The 18116-nt window shown below is 67.5% G+C and carries 13 protein-coding genes and 6 pseudogenes; 7 read left to right on the plus strand and 12 right to left on the minus strand.

The genetic code is table 11. The features are described 5' to 3' along the window. Window positions 1-452 precede the first annotated feature (452 nt). From OG819_RS34305 to OG819_RS34320, 4 genes are read left to right on the plus strand one after another with little or no spacing between them, the layout of a single operon-like run. Window positions 453-1421: a patatin-like phospholipase family protein gene (locus tag OG819_RS34305; protein WP_266652482.1), complete on the plus strand. Its 969-nt coding sequence runs from the start codon at window positions 453-455 to the stop codon at window positions 1419-1421. After that, window positions 1418-2644, plus strand: a complete 1227-nt coding sequence (locus OG819_RS34310) for a macrolide family glycosyltransferase (protein WP_266638455.1) — start codon at window positions 1418-1420, stop codon at window positions 2642-2644. Before OG819_RS34305 ends, OG819_RS34310 begins: the two co-directional genes overlap by 4 nt. Further along, window positions 2644-3135, plus strand: coding sequence for a hypothetical protein (locus OG819_RS34315; protein WP_266638454.1), 492 nt, complete (start codon window positions 2644-2646; stop codon window positions 3133-3135). The genes OG819_RS34310 and OG819_RS34315 overlap by 1 nt, the downstream gene beginning before the upstream one ends. Continuing rightward, on the plus strand, window positions 3132-4070 hold the full coding sequence (locus OG819_RS34320; RefSeq protein ID WP_266638453.1) for a hypothetical protein: 939 nt from the start codon (window positions 3132-3134) through the stop codon (window positions 4068-4070). Before OG819_RS34315 ends, OG819_RS34320 begins: the two co-directional genes overlap by 4 nt. A 569-nt stretch (window positions 4071-4639) precedes the next feature. Here OG819_RS34320 and OG819_RS34325 read toward each other — a convergent pair. Continuing rightward, window positions 4640-5569 carry a UTP--glucose-1-phosphate uridylyltransferase gene (locus tag OG819_RS34325; RefSeq protein WP_266638452.1) on the minus strand — a complete coding sequence of 310 codons (930 nt, stop codon included), beginning with the start codon at window positions 5567-5569 and terminating at the stop codon, window positions 4640-4642. Window positions 5570-6188: 619 nt separating this feature from the next. Here OG819_RS34325 and OG819_RS34330 point away from each other — a divergent pair. Beyond that, a pseudogene (locus tag OG819_RS34330) lies at window positions 6189-6377 on the plus strand (IS5/IS1182 family transposase); the annotation flags it as partial. A 44-nt stretch (window positions 6378-6421) separates the two neighbouring features. Here the strand turns inward: OG819_RS34330 and OG819_RS34335 are convergent. From OG819_RS34335 to OG819_RS34355, 5 genes and pseudogenes are all read right to left on the minus strand, one after another. After that, window positions 6422-6733: a hypothetical protein gene (locus OG819_RS34335; protein ID WP_266638794.1), complete on the minus strand. Its 312-nt coding sequence runs from the start codon at window positions 6731-6733 to the stop codon at window positions 6422-6424. Between the two features lie 38 nt (window positions 6734-6771). Continuing rightward, a pseudogene (locus tag OG819_RS34340) lies at window positions 6772-6879 on the minus strand (IS5/IS1182 family transposase); the annotation flags it as partial. Between the two features lie 212 nt (window positions 6880-7091). Continuing rightward, window positions 7092-7715 (minus strand): annotated as a pseudogene (locus OG819_RS34345) (transposase); the annotation flags it as partial. A gap of 25 nt (window positions 7716-7740) precedes the next feature. Continuing rightward, the gene (locus tag OG819_RS34350; RefSeq protein ID WP_266638451.1) at window positions 7741-8208 is read right to left on the minus strand and encodes a helix-turn-helix domain-containing protein; all 468 of its coding nucleotides are present in this window, start codon (window positions 8206-8208) and stop codon (window positions 7741-7743) included. 40 nt (window positions 8209-8248) lie between these two features. Continuing rightward, window positions 8249-8959 carry a sigma-70 family RNA polymerase sigma factor gene (locus OG819_RS34355; RefSeq protein ID WP_323138077.1) on the minus strand — a complete coding sequence of 237 codons (711 nt, stop codon included), beginning with the start codon at window positions 8957-8959 and terminating at the stop codon, window positions 8249-8251. Between the two features lie 960 nt (window positions 8960-9919). Between OG819_RS34355 and OG819_RS34360 the strand changes: the two are divergent. Together OG819_RS34360 and OG819_RS34365 are read left to right on the plus strand one after the other, a co-directional pair. Next, a pseudogene (locus tag OG819_RS34360) lies at window positions 9920-10018 on the plus strand (IS5/IS1182 family transposase); the annotation flags it as partial. A gap of 808 nt (window positions 10019-10826) precedes the next feature. Then, window positions 10827-11738: a sigma factor-like helix-turn-helix DNA-binding protein gene (locus OG819_RS34365; protein ID WP_266652484.1), complete on the plus strand. Its 912-nt coding sequence runs from the start codon at window positions 10827-10829 to the stop codon at window positions 11736-11738. Window positions 11739-12054: 316 nt separating this feature from the next. On the opposite strand, the gene OG819_RS34370 is transcribed toward OG819_RS34365, so the two are convergent. From OG819_RS34370 to OG819_RS34395, 6 genes and pseudogenes are all read right to left on the minus strand, one after another. After that, window positions 12055-12711 (minus strand): transposase, encoded by a 657-nt coding sequence (locus OG819_RS34370; protein ID WP_266652486.1) that lies wholly within the window; start codon window positions 12709-12711, stop codon window positions 12055-12057. A gap of 230 nt (window positions 12712-12941) precedes the next feature. Then, on the minus strand, window positions 12942-14423 hold the full coding sequence (locus OG819_RS34375; protein ID WP_266652810.1) for an IS1182 family transposase: 1482 nt from the start codon (window positions 14421-14423) through the stop codon (window positions 12942-12944). Window positions 14424-14465: 42 nt separating this feature from the next. After that, on the minus strand, window positions 14466-14933 hold the full coding sequence (locus tag OG819_RS34380) for a helix-turn-helix domain-containing protein (RefSeq protein WP_266652488.1): 468 nt from the start codon (window positions 14931-14933) through the stop codon (window positions 14466-14468). 82 nt (window positions 14934-15015) lie between these two features. Next, window positions 15016-15924, minus strand: a pseudogene (locus OG819_RS34385) (protein kinase family protein); the annotation flags it as partial. Between the two features lie 159 nt (window positions 15925-16083). Continuing rightward, window positions 16084-17481, minus strand: coding sequence for an IS1380 family transposase (locus OG819_RS34390; RefSeq protein ID WP_266652490.1), 1398 nt, complete (start codon window positions 17479-17481; stop codon window positions 16084-16086). 122 nt (window positions 17482-17603) lie between these two features. Next, window positions 17604-17798 (minus strand): annotated as a pseudogene (locus OG819_RS34395) (protein kinase family protein); the annotation flags it as partial. Window positions 17799-18116 lie beyond the last annotated feature (318 nt).

The raw sequence follows: 18116 nt of genomic DNA on the forward strand, positions 1-18116 counted from the left end.
GCGCGGGTATCGGCGGGTGTGGGCTTCGTTGACGGTCCGCTGGCCGTGCGTGGTGACGGCTGATCCGTCGGCGGCGGCTTTACGCCGCGCGACGAGGGCTCGGGCCGAAGCCATTGGCGTTGCTGTTCGACCCGCGGTGCGGGGTCGGGTTCACCGTGCCTGAGTACGACGTTGACGAGCTCACTCCCCGGATCGGACTGGCTGCCCGCCCACGGCGCCGACGGCGAATCACTGCCCGGGGTGGGGCTCAGGGGCGCCGACTTGTTCACCCTCACGGTGTCACAGACCGGGTGGCCTCCCGGTCGTTGTTGGGGAACCGATCCGATTCGGTGCCGTGGGGAGAAAGGCGGATCATGAGGGTTACTTGTCGGCGGAGATCAGTCTCGTTGGGACATTTCGGCTTCAACCGGACCGACTTGGCGAGTCGTCGTGGCCGTGAGAGGCGTCGAACCATGACGGGCGACAAGGAGACGCGTCCGCTGTCACCGATCGAGCCGCCCGGGGACCCGACGTCGACGGCCTTGCGCACCCTGCCTCGTCCCGTTGCCGTGGTGGTGGGCGCCGGTGGCGTGCTCGGAGCGGCGCATGTTGGTGTCGGGTACGCGCTGGAGCAGCGCGGATTCGTCCCGGACATGATCATCGGAACCTCGGTGGGCGCCCTCATCGGGGCGATCGGGGCCACCCACCCCGACGGGGCCGCGCCGTGGCTGGACCACGTGTGGACCCAGTTGCGTCGTCGTGAGGTGTTTTCGCTCGGCCACCTGTCCTCACGGGGCAGCCTCTTCACCGATCGCGGCTTGCGTCGGCTGATCGCCCGGGCTGGACTGCCGTCGCGGATCGAGCAGTTGGCGGTCCCGTTCACCGCGGTGGCCATGGACCTGGGCACCGGTGCTCCGGCGCTGCTCGACCACGGAGACCTCGAGTCCGCGCTGCTGGCCAGCGCAGCCATTCCCGGGATGCTGCCCCCGGTGGAGCGTGAGGGCCGGACGCTCGTCGACGGCGGGGTGATCGCCTATGTCCCGGTACTGGCGGCCCTCCAGGCCGGAGCGGCCAGCGTGGTGGTGCTGTCGACCGGGCCGGAGAGCTCGCCATTGCGCCCAACCATCCCGCGCCGACGTGCCAGTGCGATCGCCGCCAGGGCCGGGCTGCTGTTGATGCACCATCAGATCGAGCGTGATCTGCACGAGGTGTCCCAGCATATTCCGACCGTCGTGCTGCCGACCGGCATCGAGAACTGGCCGGCCCCGTGGGACTTCGGCGATTCCCAGCGGCTGATCACCACCGCGTCCCTCGCGGCGGGGCACTTTCTCGACGGGCTGCGCATCAGTGGGCCGGGCCTGTATCGGGTCGACGATCCACCGGCGACACCGGCGGCCCCGGACAAGGCACGGACTACTTCCGTATCGGGGGTCGGCCGGTGAGCAGCATCGCGTTCCTCAACATCGCCATGCACGGGCACGTCAATCCGACGCTGCCGGTCATAGCCGAGCTTGTTCGGCGTGGCCACTCCGTCACGTATTACACCTCGCCCGCGTTCTCGGAGGAGATCGAGGCCACCGGTGCGACCGTGTGCCTCTACCCCGGGGGTGACCAACCGCTCCCCGATCCGCCGATGCCGCTCACGATGCTGGACGGACTTGCGGGCACCGCCGTGGGTCTGCTGCCTGCCGTGCTTTCCGATCTGCGTCGCGTCCGGCCCGACCTGATCGTCCACGGCGCCGCCTGCCCCTGGGGCGCAGTCGCCGCCCGCGAACTCGAGGTACCGGCAGTAGCGTTGTTCACCACGTTTGCGTTCAACAGGCATGTGCCCAGCCTCAGCCGCGTCTCGCGGGAACTGCTGGCCGCGGCGGCGACCCGGCCCCGCAATGTCCAGAGCTACGTGCGGTCGCGGTGGGAGCTGTACCGCCGCTACAACACCCGCGGGTTGCCCCTGGTCGACTTGACCAACGTACGCCAGCCGCTCAACCTGGTCTTCACCTCGCGCGCGTTCCAAGTCGGCGTCGACACCTTCGACCAGTCGTACCAGTTCGTCGGCCCAAGCCTTGGCGCCCGTCCACTCGACGCGTCGTTCCCGACCGATCGACTGCAAGCCCCGGTGCTGTACGCCTCGCTGGGCACGGTGTTCAACGCCCACCCGCGGCTACTGCGCAGCTTCGCCACCGCGCTCGCCCCGCTGGGCGGTACCGTGGTCGTCGCCACCGGGCAGACCGATCCCGCGGCCCTGGGGCCGTTGCCGGCCAACGTGCTCGCCCGCCGCTTCGTGCCGCAACCGGAGGTGCTGGCCCGTGCCGCGCTGTTCGTCACCCATGGTGGGATGAACAGCGTCAACGAGGCCATGCACGCCGGGGTGCCGATGCTGGTGGTCCCGCAGGGCGCAGATCAACCGCTGGTGGCCCGGCGGGTTGTCGAGCTCGGCGCCGGCCTGTCGATCCGTACCGAGGACGCCGCCCCGGGACCCGTGAACGTCCTGGCCCGACGCCTGCTCGAAGAACCGGGCTTCCGGGACGCGGCTGCCACCTTGCAGGTCGCCCAGCGCGAGGCCGGCGGCTATATGCGCGCCGCCGACGAACTCGAGCGCTACCTGCTCCGGGTCGGCCGGGTCGGCCGACCGACACCGTCGGATTCCCACAGGAGCGCTGACTGATGTCGTCCGCTGTTGTCGTCCTGGTGCTGCTCGCCGGGCTGTCTGAATCCGCCGGACGGATCCTGCCCATGGTAGCCACCCGGTACAGCGCGTCTCGGCCCATTGTGGCCGTCGGGCTACTGCTGACCGGTGCCATGGTCGAGGCCGCTGTGATCGCGCTGTGGCCACGGACCGCATCGGCCGTTGCCGAGCTGGCGCTGTCCGCTCCATCGTCACCCGCCGAGCTGACCTGGACACCCGGCCTGGTGGCCCCGCTGGTTCTCGCCGCTGTCATCGCATTCCCGATGCTCGGGCCCCTGTTGCACCTGCTGCTCATCGTGGGGGTCGGAGCCGGCCTCGTCGCCCCACTGTCCGAGATGACGGATCTGGGCTGGTGGGCTGCCGCGGGCTGCGTGGCCGTAGCAGGAGTCGGGCTTGCCGGTATCGTCGAAGTTGTTCGGAACCTGCTCGTGAAGATCAGTGCCAGCGGGGCGCGGGAGCTGCTGACGTGACCTGGTTCCTGCTCATTGTCCTGGTGCTCGGTCCGGTCCTGCTCGCCGAAGCTCTGCTGGCCCGTTACGAGGTGCTTGCCTACAGCGCCGGCTGGCGGGCTCCTACCACCGAGCTTCCGGAGGGCGTGCCCTACGCCCGGGGTGCCGACCCTGACAGTCCTCCGGATGCCTACCTGGTCTACCTGGACGGCATTGGGAAACGCCGCGTCCGCGACACCCGGGACGGCGGCCAGCTGGTCAAGGCCGTGATCGCCGGGGCGCCGGAGCTGCGGGTACTGGGTCAGGTGCAGCCCTACTCGCCGCTGGCCGACCCGCTTGCTGATCGGCCGGTGTGGGCGCGACTGCGTCGCCGCATCGGGCTGCTGTTGTTCCTGCACAATGTCATGCAGATCTTCGTCGCAGCCGACCACCGGTACCGCCCCTTGTACAACCGGGCCGTCGGCTCCCAGATCGCCACTCAGCTCCGGCTCGCCGGCTACGAGGCCGACAGCGGTATCCCCGTGGTGCTGCTCAGCTACAGCGGCGGCGCCCAGGTCGCCACCGGCGCGGTCGAGGAACTGCACACCCAGCTACGCTGCCCCCTCCTGCTGATCACCCTCGGTGGGTTCCACAACGGCGCCAACGACCTCACCCATGCCGAGCACGTGCATCGACTCACCAGCGCGAGCGACCGAATTGAGCGGATCGGGACCTGGATCTTCCCTCAGCGCTGGCGGCTGTTGCGCGGTAGTGGATGGAACCGGGCTCGCCGCGCCGGGAAGATCACCGTGCATCGGCTCGACCCGGCCACCCACCTCGGGACGCGCAGCTACATCAGCCCGACGCCTCAGCCGCCCGACGGCCGTAGTTACCTCGACCGCACCACCGACACTGTGATCGCGCTCATCCGTGCCTACCACAACGCGACCGTGGCGACGGACGACCCGTCGCCATGAGGCCCGACCAGAGCGCGCAGCCCAGGGTTCGGAACGCTTGGCGCGAAGTCGACCTTGCCGGGCGTCTCCGCCGCGGCGTCGCCGACGCAGGATCCCCGGTTTCGCTGACCGGGGATCCACTGCTCTACAGACCACGGTGCCACAGCGGTTCTCCCCGCCCTGTTTGGTCCGCTGGCGGCCACCCCGTGCTGCGAGGGCCGGCAAGCCCGCCGACGGAGTGGCCAACGGCGCATGGGGTCGGCGGGGTGTTCGGCGGCAGGCTTCATCGCGTCGTGAGGAATCCGCGACCCAGTGGCGAGTAGGGAACGAATCCGACTCGTTCCCTACCGCCATCCCCAACTCTTGTGGAAGGGGCGGACCTTGGGATGCCCGGTCAATGAGCAGGACGAGGAGCGTTCCCTGCGGTGCTACCCGATCGGTGTGTAACCGCGCACGGCCCAAAGTCTCTCTTCCGCCAAACCACATGTCGTGCTGATCGATGACGGGTGCGACGACGCGTTGGGGTACCACGAGGTGCTCCCTGTCCTGGGCCCGCTCGCTGCGGGCGGGCCAGGACGGAAAGCGGCTGGTCAGATGTGGGTTTCCGCCTGGATGGCGGCAGCACGGTCGACGTCGAGTTCAGCGACGAGGCCGCGTAGGACGGGGCCGTACTCGGGATGAGCGAGGGCGAACGCCATTTGCGCGACTAGGTAGTCGGCCGGGTTACCGGTGTCGTACCAGCGGCCCTGGATGACCTGCCCGTATACCGCGCGGGTGGAGGCGTATGCGTTGATGGCGTCGGTCAGGTAGACCTCGCCGGTCTTGTGCTCGTACCAGCGGCGCGTCTGCTCGCGCAGTTCGTCGATGATGCCGGGGGTGACAACGTAGCCGCCGATGGCCGCGTATGACGACGGGGCGGCTGTGGGCTCGGGCTTTTCGACCAGGCCGGTGATGCGCAGTTGGCCGTCTCCGAGGTCTTCTTTGACTATGGGCACGCCATAGCGCTGGGAGTGGGTGGGGTCCATCGGCATGAGGGCCAGCACCGGGCAGCCGGTCTGCTCATACGCGCGGATCAGCTGCTGAGCGCGGGGGACCTCGGCCACGAAGACGTCGTCGGGCCACAGAACCAGCACCGGCTCGTCGCCGAAGGCACGGGCAGCGTTCAGCACCGGGGTGCCATTGCCGTACGGGCCGTACTGGTCGAGGTAGGTGATGTGGCCCTGGCGGGCGAGCTCGGTGACCTCCTCAACCGCGTCCGCGTAGGCTGTCTTGCCGTCTGCGCGAAGTTGTTCGACGAGGGCCGGGTTGGGGCGAAAGTGGTCCTGGATGAGGCTCTTGCCGCCGGAGACGACGATGGTGATGTCGGTGATGCCGGAGTCGACCAGCTCGCGCACCGTGTGCTCGATGACCGGCTTGTCGCCGACCGGGAGCATCTCCTTCGGTGTCGCCTTCGTCAGGGGCAGCAGACGGGAGCCGAGTCCGGCGGCGGGGATCACGGCCCTTCGAATCGTCGGGGACATCACGTCTCTCTCGGTTGAGCGGCACACCGTACCGACCGGCACGGCACATGCCGACGCTATCAATGCCCGCCGCGGCCCCTGCGATCGCCCGTTTCACCGACCGCCGCGGGAATGACCGGCACTGGAATGTATCGCGGTACTTCGGCACCGCGAAGTACCCGTTGGTGTCGATCGCCGCGGCGACATGGGTGCGCACGCGGGCGCGCAGCCCTGGGAAGAAGTCCTTGTCCAGGTGCTCATCGGGCTCGGAGGCGGTGCAGCAGAAGTTGGTGAAGATGCCCCGGCCCGGTGGTCCGTGCCCGAATCCGCGTTCGGCCCGGGAGGAGGGCTACCTGCGTGATAGCGGAACGCTCATACATGACCGGACGCTCGACCGTCGGCACTGCCGACATCGGGCCCAGTATGTGAAGGTTCCTCCGCTAATAGGTCAATTCACGCCACATGCTAATGCCATCAGGCGCGACCCCTTACACGCTAGAGGCGACTGCACCATCAGTAAAACGACTTAATGGTCGCGCAGAGAGGCGCGGTGGGGACCTCGGGGGCAGAACGAGCATTGGTCGTGGCGATCACGGAGTTGTGACGCTCTGTGATCGCTGGGGAGACACTGCGATGACCTGTGCCCACGCTGCCATCATGGCTGGCGGAGCCGTTCTGGGAACGATTTGAGGCGATTGCCGACACGACGTCGGCCACCACGATCCGCAACCGTCGCGACAAGCGGATCCGACTGGGCGTCTTCGCCCGGCTCAAGCAGATCGCGTTGGAGTCCAGCGACCGGATCACCGGCCTCGTCGGCGACCAACTCCTAAGGTTTTACTCAAGCCCGAGCTCAGATGGCGGGGGTCGGAGTCAGGTGAGGTCCGCCGACGGTGATGACCTGGCCGGTGACGTAGTTGTTGGGCGGAGGAAGAGGGCCAGGTAGCCGGCGCGCGGGCGGCGACGACGGCCGCCTGGAGGCGGAAGTCGACAGTCGTGCGGATGTCGTCGGCCGACAGCCCGGTCAGGGGGGCCGGTGCCGCTGATGCCGCCCGCGGTGATGAGCACCTGGTCGACGTGTCCTGCCCAGTCGAAGACTTCGGCGAGGGTCTGCTTGTCTCCGCCGTCACCGGCAACGTCCGGTACGGCGTAGTCGGTATCCTCAGCCAGGCTCGCGCTGTGCACCCGGGAGAGGGCGGCCTTCAGCCGGTCGGGGTCGCTAGGCGGTGGCAGCCGAGCGGACGGCCCGGGTGGTACACCGGCGGCTCGGGCAGCAGGGTCGCGAAGTGGCCCCAGAGCGGTTCAGCCAGCCATGATGGCAGCGCGGGCACAGGTCTCCTCAGTGATCGCAGAGCGTCGCAACTGCATGAGTTGTTTGGCGCCCACAGGAACGGTGCAGGTCAGAAGGGTCAGCGATGCCCGACGGACGCTGTTTTCCGTCAACTCTCTAGCTGGCCACTTGCCCCTGAAAAAGGGTTTGGCCCGGTGATCGGGCTGCTGTTGGGGGTTGTTCCAGTGCCGGATTCTGAGCTGGCGTCCTTATTCACCTGGCGACGACCGACATTCGGTGCAGGTTGCAGGCAAAGCTCCCCGGTCCGGCCCGTGTCTCGGCGCCGGCCAGGCGACGGAGGCGGGTGCGGCGGAAGCCGAAGCCGCGCTTGAGGTGACTGATCCAGGCTTTGACACCGACTCTCCAGTTACGCATCCGCTAGAACGGGCGGCTACGTTCGTACCTGGCGAGTCTTCCCGGAGTTCCGTTGCGTTGGAGCCCGACTTGCTGGACCCCCAGCTCGATGAGCGCCCGGTTGTTTGCCGCGGTGCCGGAGCCACGGTCAGCGACCGCGGTTCCCGTCACCCGGCCGATCAGCGCCGTCACCCGCTCGACCGAAGGCGCCAACTGCGGGGCATCGGCCGGGTTCCCGCGGTGGACCTGGTGGTCGGCCATGAAGCCCTCTTCGGTCTCGGTCACCAGCGCGGTGTAGCCGAACTGGGTGGGGTGCTGGGGCTTGCCCTTGCGGATCGGCCGGGCGTCAGGGTCGACCAACGACACCAGCCGGTCCGGGATCGTGCGGGTTCCCGCCAGCCGTAACCCGGTCTGCTCCAGCAGGCGCGTGATGCCCGCCACCGTGTCGGCGAGCTCACTGACCAGGTATGTCAGCGGTCCCGGAACCGGGTGCGCCCGACGGCGCCGACTACCTTGTGGTTGCAAGGGTGGTGGCGTGTTCGATGTCGTCGCGGTTGGCGAATGACCGGCCGGTGAGGGTGGCTTCGCGGAAAATGTGCCACCGTGGCTTCTCCGGTGCGCGGCTGTAGTCGAGTTCCGCTTTGGTCCGGTGGCCGTCGGGTGACCAGGCGGGTGCGGGCAGGATGCGGCGGTCCTGTGAGCGGCCCACTGCGATCCCTTCGGTCCGCGCCACTGCGGCCAGGGAGTTCAGGGTCCACTCGGGTGGCCCGGACTCGTCGAAGGCCCACAGCTCCCCGACGGGCTCCCACCTCAGCCGTCCCGGCGACACGGTCTTGACCAGGGCGATGATCCTCGGCCGTCCCTCCTCGGTGATCCGCCGTTTGCGTCCCTGCCCGCCCAGGTCATCCAGTCCTCGCAGGCCTGAGTGGTTGAAGCCGTGCAGCCAGCAGCCGACCGTTTTCTGGCAGTAGCCCAACTCCGCAGCGACGTATACCCAGCGAAAGAGGAATTCAGCACTAGGGTTGAACGCAGGCCAGTTTTATGTTGCGGCGAGTGTGCTGCCGAGTGTAGGTACTCCGCTTGGCAACCTGGATTTGATCCCGGCCAGTGTCGACAGCCAGCACATTCTCCAGGCCGATGAGATCGCCTGACTGCGCTGCGGCGACGAACGCGTCCAGAAGTCGCTGGTGCTCCGCCGGGCTTACTGGTCTACGTCGTCCAGTGAAAAGACGTTTGCCGGCTCGGCTGACGATCTGGCGGGTGTTGACCTGACTGAGCTGGAGATTGTCGGCGATCCGGCTGTAGGGGTACTCGAACGCCACGCGGAGCAAGTAAGCAGCCCGTTCCGTGGGGTCCAACTTCTCGAGGAGCAGGCGGAGGGCCAGTTCCAGTGCCTCTGCTCGCTCAACTCTGGTGACTGGGGACGGGCTGGTGTCGATCACCTCAGCAAGCCAGGGGCTGGCGCCAGCCTCATGACGTGAACGGGCGGACTGGGCGACATTGAGGGCCAGACGGGCTGTGGTCCGCGCCAGAAAGGCCGGTGGATCCAGCACCCGGGCACGGTCTGTGTTCTGCCAGCGCAGCCATGTGTCCTGCACGACGTCCTCGGCCTCGGTCGCGCTCCCCAGTATGCGGTGCGCAATACGAAAGAGCCGTGGGCGGAGTGCAACGAAAGCGGACGCCGCATCCTCCAGCGTATTGGCGGCAGGCATCTTCGTGGAATGCATAAGGTCTCCTTAATCCCCGTCTCTTTGCTGTAGTTCTCGTCCAGAAAGCTCACCCAGGCAGCGATAGCCGAAAAACGGAACTCGCAGTGCTGGAAAAGCTACGAATGCCGCCCTCGGGAGCAAGATCCCTACGTATCTGCCGCTGCGTAGTGACCTGAGTAGACGGGGACCAGCATCTATTGGCGCCCCGAGCCCAAACATCGGTCATCCGACTGCACCTTGGGCATGGGGCATGGCCAGAGGTAGGAGAAAGCCCTGAGCGGTGCCCTTCGAACACCTTCCGGACGGATCGGGCGTGACACGGCCGCGTGGGTTCACCGCCTTGTTCGGGATGGCGGCGAGCTGATGACGCAATCCGGCTCGGCTCCTGACGAGCGCGTCATGCACTCGGAGGTCGTGCGGCGGCGGTCAGGCACCGTCCGCCGCGAACGTCATAGTCACTTGACTAATGCCTGGACCTCGACCGGCCCCAGGTTCCGAGCAGCCCGAGCTGCAAAAGCAGATGGCTGCTTGCTGCACCGGCCATTGTGCGTTCAGGGCTCTGTGCGGACCCGACGAGTACTCGTCAGGGGAAGAGAGCTCGATTCTGGCGTGGTCTGCACTTCGTTGCGTACCGAATGTCCTACACGGATTCTTGAAGTGGGCCACCGCAGGCCGGGCGGTCACCGGGAACCATCGCCCGAGCACGCGCGCTCACGCCAATGCCGAGCCACTCGGCGAACGGGCGGTCTGCCTCCCCCCAGGCTGATCAGCAAGCGCACCGTGGCGTTCGCGCGCGACCACCGGAGCCGCCGTCACTCGCGAACGTCGGCCGGCACCACCTCGTTCGGGCTTCCTTCCTCCTTCGGGACCAGGCTCGGCGTCGCCGCGGGCTTGCCGGGAATAGGCAGAGGCTCGCCATTCACCGAGTCGTCCTTACAAGTCACTTCGTTTGGTGTGATCCTGCGGGATGCTGCCTGTATGACGAGCGAGCTTGTCGAGCGGTTGCTGCCAGAGGGGCTGTGGGACCTCTTCCAGCGGGTGGTGCCTCCAGTGCGGTCACGCCCGCAGGGCGGAGGCCTCGACGGCGAGTGCGTCGCCCTCCTCGGACCCACAGAGTGGTGCCTGGGGAGCTTCTTCCATTGGGGAGGAAAGGGTGTTTCCCATGGCGAGCTGTCCTACGACGACGACGCCGACCTGTCCGCAGTCTTTCGTGACTGGTCGCCAGCCGTGCGGCCAAGGTGATGGACGCGCGGTGAACGCCTGCCCGCCTGTCACGGGAGGAGCACACGTGCCATGGTCACGGCCACATCAACAGGCACCCTGGTCTCCCGCCCCTGAGCAGCAGGACGCCAGCGGTGCTCCGCGGTCCCAGCAATTGAGATGCGATGGTGTCACAACATCTGCCAGCCTCCGGTCTAGCTGTCGAGCCGACAGAAGAAGGGAGAGCGGTGCGTGAAGTCCTTCATTGCCGAACGCTCCCGCTCAGCGGGGCGGGAGCGCCGCCCGAGCGGATACACGACCAGCTCACCCTTCTGCGTGCCCGCGAACGACATGCCGGCGCTTCGTCCAGGAGCGCTCCGACTGACCGAGGACTTGACAATTGTCTACCTCCTTCGTGGCGCTGCGCTCCTGCGGCTCCGGTGGCCGCCACGTGCGCATCACACCGTTCAAACCGTCAACCCCATGCCCGTAGACCCGGGCCGGGCTTCGGTGTCCGGAGGCCGAAAGGGGGGGAACTGTTACGGCGTCCCCTGACGCCGGACGCATTGCCGAGCCACACGCGCGGGCCGAAGGGGGAACGCTGATGTCCCATCGTGCACGGACCCGTCGCCTGGATGACTGCTGCGGTGGCCGTGTTGGTGCCGTGCGAGAGTGAGGATGCCGTATGGACCATGGTGACGCGGTGCCGATCGCGGAGTTGCTTGAGGAGCGTCGGTATCTGCTGGACGTCGCCCGTTGGATGCTGGGCAGCGGCAGTGAGGCGGAGAGCGCTGTCGATGAGACCTATCGGCGGTGGTACGAGCTGGCCGAGGCGGCCCGTGAGCAGATCACGACGCCCCGGTCCTGGCTCGCGAAGGTGGCGGGTGGCATCTGTCTGAGCCGGCTCGCCCTGCCCGGCCGGGCTGATGACGCCGGCCGGACGGCGGGGGCCGCTGTAGGGTCCCGGGCGGCTGGACATCCTGTTTCCACACCGGAGGAAGAGGCCAGCCGGGTTCTGCTGGATGCTCTGGACTCTCTGTCCCCGGCCGAGCGGGCGGCGTTCGTGCTCAACGATCTCTTCGGGATGGCACCCGATACGGTCGCCGACATCGTGGGACGTACCGAGCCGGAGGTCGCCGAACTCGCCGACCGGGCACGCCACTGCCTTCGGGCACAGCGTTCACGTCCCACCACGCCGCAGGAGCACGACGCCCTCGCCCGTACCGTCCGTCAGGCCTGCCTGACCGAGGACGCCGACCTGCTGGCCTCACTGCTCTGCCCGGACGCCACGGCGTTCTTCGACGGCGGCGGCAAGGTCCGCGCGCTGGTACGACCCGTACACGGCGGTGAACAGGTCGCACACAGCCTGCTCACACTCCTCGCCCGCCGCCCCCACACCACACTGACCACCCACTCCGTCAACGGCCGCACCGGCCTCGTCGCCCGCTACGGCCACCAGGTCGCCGCCGTCATCAGCCTCGACATCGCCGACCACCACATCACCCAGATCTGGGTCGTCCTCAACCCCGACAAACTCCGCTCCTGGAACCAACCCCCACCCCCAAACCCGACGTCCCGTCCTGACGGTCCCTGGTAGGGGAAACAACGAGCGGACGTGCATCTGAACGGGCGTCGGCCAGAAGTCAGAGAACCTTCCGGACAGGGCCGATTCACACTCTACTTGCCCTGACATAACTTTGTTTCAATGCGAATGTTGTGTGACGAAGGTACGCCTCACAGGGTCTACCCGCGCTGTCCCAGCGTCGAGAATTCGAGCCGTGCGACCCTGAAAAACAGTGCGATGTGTCCGCGCAGGACGGGCGACGCTTCTCGGCATGTACAGTCCCATGCTGGCATCCAACAGCAGGGCTCTGGCGCTTAGTGGTCGGAGCCCGAAGTCCTTCGGGGGTTGATCATGTTGCTGGTGCGGCGGAGGATGCTTCCTGTCGGTCGAGTGTGTGTCGGTCGAGCCGGGCCAGCAGATCGTCCAGGTCGGAGGTGGTGAACTTCCACTGGAACGGCTGTGCTGTGGCGTTGTAGCGGTCTTCGAAGGCTCGGAGCTGGTCCCGGATCTGGTCGAGGTCCGTGAAGTCGTTGGGTGCCACGACTTTGCGTTGGAGGACGGAGAAGAAGATCTCTATCTGGTTGGTCCAGGAGGCGTGGACCGGGATGTGGACCATCACGGCGTTGGGAAACGCCTTGGCCAGGCGGTCGATGGCGGCCTTGCCGCGGTGGGAGGAGCCGTTGTCGACGATCCAGAAGACGCGTTTCGCGCTGGCGTAGGGCTCGCTGGTCATGACCTGAGTGACCAGGTTCATGAAGGGCACGATGCCGGTGGTGGGCTCGCAGCGCCCGAGGACGCGGGCGTGGTGGACGTCGTAGGCGGCGAGGTAGGCCAGGGCGCCGCCGCGTCGATACTCGTGGTTGACCCGCATGGCCCGAGCCTGTCCGGGGGCGAGGGTGGGGTGGCAGCGGCAGCGGGCCTGGATCGAGGTCTTTTCGTCGCTGGAGACCACGTACTCGTCCGCGCCCAGCGGGACGCCGTCGAAGGTGCCGGCATACAGGTCCATGATGCGGGCGGCCTTGGGCCGGAACTTCGGATCGCGGATGAAGATCCAGGATCGGTACTGCCAGGGCTTGAGTGTGTCCTCGCCTAGGAGCGTGTCTGAGTAACGGGCAACTGGCCGGGAGGTCGTGATGGGCGGGATCGGTCGTGGTCGCTCGGTCAGCGCCTGTGGGGCCGATGAGCGGGTCGGTCGGAGGGGGATTTCGGCCCGCTGAGGCCGGTGTGGCCGGATGGTCAGCCGGCCAGGACGGCGAGTCCTGCGGTTCCGGCGTGTCGGAAGATCTTGCGGAGGTTGTGGCAGGCGGCCAGCAGTCGCCACTCGCCGCGGGCTCCGTCCTCGCCGCGGAGGAGGAGTTGGCGGCCGTTCTGGCAGGTCATGATCTGGCCGAAGACGGGTTCGACGATCGCTTTGCGGCGGCTGTAGGCGGCCTTGCCGGGCTTCGTCCGCAGTGTGCGGGCCATGCGCTCCTTGAGGGTGGCGCTGGCGGGGATGCGTCCGCGGGGTGCGGGCGGGACCTGTTCGTCGTGGCCGAGTCGGCCGGTGGCCATGAACGTATCGGTGCCGCAGGCGAGTTGGCGCTCTTTGGAGGCCTGCAGGTTGGTCTCGGAGCAGTAGCCGGCATCGACGAGGGCCTGCCCCGGGTGGACGCCGGTGTTCTGCGCGGACTGGTCGAGCATCGGGGTGTAGTTCAGCGCGTCCGAGGCGTTGGTGGTGATGTCGGCGGCCGTGATGACCTGGTGCTCTTCATCGACGACGGCCTGGGCGTTGTAGGCCTGGATGTAGGCGCCGTCGCTGTTCTTCATGATCCGCGAGTCGGGGTCGGTGAAGTTGGCCTGGGCCTTGGGCTTGGGCCGGGCCTTGGCTGCTGCCTGCTCGCCCGCGTCGGTGACGGCCCGCTCGTCGCTGGTCCCGGCGCGTTCCTGACGGCGGCGTTCCTTGTCTTCGGCGTGAGCGCGGGCCTTGTCGGCGGCCTCGGTCTCGATCTGCGCGCGGGCGGCCTGCAGCCTGGCCAGGCGCTTCTCGCGCCGGTCCAGCTCGGCGGGCAGGTCGGCCTCTTTGCCGTCCACGCCGAACCGGGCATCTTCGGCGGTATCGACTGCTTCGGCGTCGTCCAGCAGGGACCGGGCCGTGGCCTCCAGGGCGGCGATCTCGGCTTCGATCTGCTCTTCCTTGCCGATCAGGCGGCCGTAGCTCATCGCCTTGTGCTTGGATGCGCTGGCCTCCAGCTTGGTGCCGTCCAGCGCGACGCGGCCCATCTTGACCATGTCCAGCTTCCGCGCCAGGTGCAGCGACTGCAGGAACAGGCCGGCGAGCGCGTCCAGGTGGCGGCGGCGGAACCGGGCGATCGAGCGGAAGTCCGGAGCCTGGTCGGCGGCCAGGAACCGGAACGCGACGTCATCGACACACTTACGCGTGATCGCCCGCGAGGAGCGCACCCCGGTGGTGTAGCCGTAGATCAGCAGCCGCACCATCAGCCGCGGATCGTAGGGCGGGTAGCCGCGCTTTTCGGTGTAGTCCGCCAGGATCGGCGACAGGTCGAGCACCTCGTCGACCAGGTCGGCAACGAACCGGGCCAGGTGATCCTCGGGCAGCCAGTCGTCCAGCGACGGCGGCAGCAGCAGGACCTGGTGCGGGTCGAACGCCCGGAACGTCTTGTCCACCGCCGCCGGACGACCCTGCGGCTGCTCCTTCTCACCCGGCTCGATCTCGAACAGACCATCCCGATCACGCATACCGAGATCATCCCGCATGAATGATCACGAACCGCAAGCGGGGTGTCCGTTACTGAGACACGCTCCTAGCCAGCGGCGGACGGTGGAGGCGGAGATCGAGCTGGCGATGCGGCGGACGACGACCTCACGTGCCAGTTCCGGGCACGACCAGCGCGACAGCGGGGTGCCGGTCTCGGCGGGCAGTTGGCAGGCCAGGGCCTTGACCTCGGCGACCTGCACCGGGGTGAAGCATCGTGGACGGCCGCAGCGCCTGCGATCGGCCAGGGCAGCCAGGCCGCCGTCGGCGAAGCGGACCCGCCAGGTGCGCACGGTGTCCAGGTGCGCTCCCGTTTCGCGGGCGATCGCTGCGTTGCCCCGCCCCCGGGCAGCCTGCAGCACGATCTGCGCCCGCAGGCGGTCACGGTGCGGGGTGCTGTGGCCGTAGGCAGCTTTCTTGAGCCGGTGCCGTTCGGCGGCGGTCAGGACGATCGGGCGCGCGGTGGCTACGGGCAAGGCAGGCAGGCCGTTCAGTAGAAGCGGATCAGAGCACCCGGAGCCTCCCGCATCTAGCCCGGCTGTTGGCCGCCCAGGTCCATCAGATGATGAACAAGCTGTCCGGCCCGCCGATCCGGCGGATCGCCTCCAGGGGATACGGGGTCTGCCTGCTCTCAAAACGGAACTCGCGGTAGTAGTCCGTCATCACTGCGGCGATCGGGGCGTGGCGGGTGAGGATCGCCGCGACCTGCGACGGAATTCCCGTCGGAGGTTCCCCTCGGGCGCAGGCGTGCACGAACGCGCTGCGCTCGTCCCGCTCGTACCCGTACAGGGCAGTGACGAGCCACTGCACAAGGTGGGTGACGGTGTAGCAGCGGTCATAGGTCTGGTGTTCGGCGAAGAAGTCGGCCTCCTCCTTCGACAGGTCGAACCGGGAGGAGATCGCGAGGCCGTAGTCCGTGAAGAACAGACGCTTGCCGTCGGTGAGGATGTTCTGGAAGTGGCCATCGAAATGCAGGAGCCCGCGGGCGTTCATGAAAGAGGTTCCGGCCTCAAGTTCCTTCGCCACCATGGTGCATGCCTGCTCGGCAGTCTCATCGTCGGCTTTGACCTGAATGTCCAGCCAGTCGTGCAGGTTCTGCGGGATGTACTCCAGGAACAGTGCGACGCTCGCCGAGGAGTCCCGTAGCGCCTCGATCCGGTGGCGCACTTGCGGTCCGCCTCCCCAGTAGGCGACAGCCTTCTCCACGTCGGCCAGTTGCTCGGGCAGCACCTGCCCGGGGTGCGGCAGCACCCGCCAGTGGTACATCAATGGAAAGCCTTCATGGTCCTGTGCGAGCACCCAGTTCGTCGTCATGGTGTGCACGGCCAACTCTCGCCAGGCCCCCCATCCAGGGCTTCCGGGAACCCCGAGGCCGGGATGGCAGAAGGTCGGTAGCTCGAAGAGGTTCGCCGTGGATTGGACGTTCTCCGGCTGCCTTTCCAGATCGGTCAGCGGCAGCCGCTTAACCTTGATCCACCGACGTGGTCTGAAAATGATCTTCTGACTGATCCTGAGCCGGTTTCGGGGCGGTGATTGTGGGCGGGCAGGTGGCACCCGCTGGTCTGCCCAGCATTTCCACGTTGTTCGGTTCCGGTTGGGCCTTGGCGGGCGGGGTGGGCAGGGTCGTCAGGCGGGTCCGGGTGGGTCGTGGGCGGCGTCGAAAAGATGTGTCCAGGCGTGCTGCCAGGGCCAGTTGTGTGGCAGGTGCAGGGTGATACGCCGTGCGGAGCGGGCGATCCGGGCCGGAATCTGGACCAGGTGGGCACGGAGAGTGGCGGTGGTGGCCTTGGCGTGGAAGGCGGAGGTGAGCGCGCCGGTGGCCCGCAGCAGGTTGTAGGTCATGGCCCACAGGGTGAGCCAGGCGGCGTTGGCGTGGAAGTGTCCGGAAGGCAGGTGGGTCAGTGCGGAGGCTTTGCTGTCGGCGATGACCTGTTCGACCACCGCGTGGTGGCGGTGTTCCCGCTCGGCCTGGAGGGTGGGGGCGGGGTTGTCGGTGAAGAACGGGTGGTAACGCCAGACGGGGAACAGTTCGCCCTGCTCACCTACGACGGCGGGTTTGGCGAGGTCACGGACCCGGCGGACGATCAGCCGGGCGGTGACTTGCTCGCTCTTCTTGCGGCTCGCGAAGGCGGTGTAGGCGGGCATCTCGGCGACTTCGGCGTCCGAAATGAGTTCGCCGGTCTCGGGGTCTGGCACCGCGGTCGGGTAGGTGATCTGCTGCCATGCTTCGGTGGGAATGGCGAGGACGGCCCGTTTGATGGAGGGGTTCATGCCGGTGGTGATCGAGAAGTGGGCTCCGGCCCGGCGGCAGGCGGCGATCACACCGGCGTTGTAGAACTGCGAATCGGCGCGCAGGATGCGGGTGCCGGTGCAGCCGGCCTCCCGGGCGGTGGCCAGGGCTTCGCTGACGAACTTCGGGGCGCCGCGGGAGTCGGCTGCCTTGCCGCGGCGCATGCGGACTCCGGCGATCACCGGGCGGGAGCCGGGCGTGCAGATGGTGGCGAGCAGGGGGTGGAGGGTGCGGATGCCCTTGAACCGGCCGTACTCGGCACCCTGTTTGGCCCGGCCGTAGACCCGTTTATGGGTGGAGTCGACATCAATGAATGCCATCGCGTCGGCGCCGGGCAGCAGCGGGGTATGCGCGGCCAGCGCGCCAAGGAACCGGCCGTGAACGGCGTGCAGTTGGAGAGCGTGACCGTGGGTGAACGAGCGCAGGAACGTGCCCAGCGTGGACGGGGCACGAATGCCCGCGAACACGGCCGTCATCGCACCATGGCGCAGAACGTTCAGGTCGTCGATGCTGTCCGCACCTGCGGCCATGCCCGCGACGATGCTGGTGACCTTGGCGTCCGCCGCCGCCCCCGCGCTGTTGCTCGCGCCGGTCAGCTTCACGTTCTCGGCCACCAGACGCGAAAGACCGCCCCGCTCGGCCAGGCGCATCACCGGGACCAGCCCGGCATACGCGATCAGATTCGGGTCATCGAACGCAGCGGAGACCGCCGCCGATGTATGGGAAACTTTCATCTCGGAAGTGCCTTGCCGATCGTGCGTGCTGGAAGCCTGAAGAACTCCCATCATCGCAGGTCACAAGGCACTTCCTCGTTTTTCTAGCCGCTATCCACAAGACGCCGGCCGGTGGATCAAGGCTTAACGAAGACTGGGGTTCCGCCGACCTCCAGCAACGCTGAGGTCCCGCCGATGCCAGAACCCATCGGCGCAGCCGTATCCACAAGGTCGCGCAGTTCGCGATCACTGCACAGCGCCAGCGATGTGGAGACGGCACTGTAGGCCGCCAAACGCGCACCACGCGACGCGTCGAAGCTCTCGACGGCTACCTCCACCAGGGCACCAACCTCTCTGAAATACCTGGGCCCGTCCAAAGGGCGCGCACACGCGACGCATAGCCCTGCGGTTCGCCGCCTGGCACGGGCGAAGGGCATCCAGGACTCGTTTGTGAACACGGATCCGAACACCCTTTGGCCGCACTGTACGTGGAGATCGACAACAAGGTCGGGCGAACACGATGCCCCGGCAGACCGCCGCTGCTCAGCGGCTCGGATCTGGTCTGTCTCGCCGTGGTCGAGTTCCATCCGCACCGTCTTCGACGCCCGGACCGCGAACACACCCTCCAGGCCCAGGGGTCAACCCCCGAAGGACTT

Origin of the sequence: Streptomyces sp. NBC_01549, from assembly GCF_026339955.1 — a bacterium.
Classification (GTDB): Bacteria; Actinomycetota; Actinomycetes; order Streptomycetales; family Streptomycetaceae; genus Streptomyces.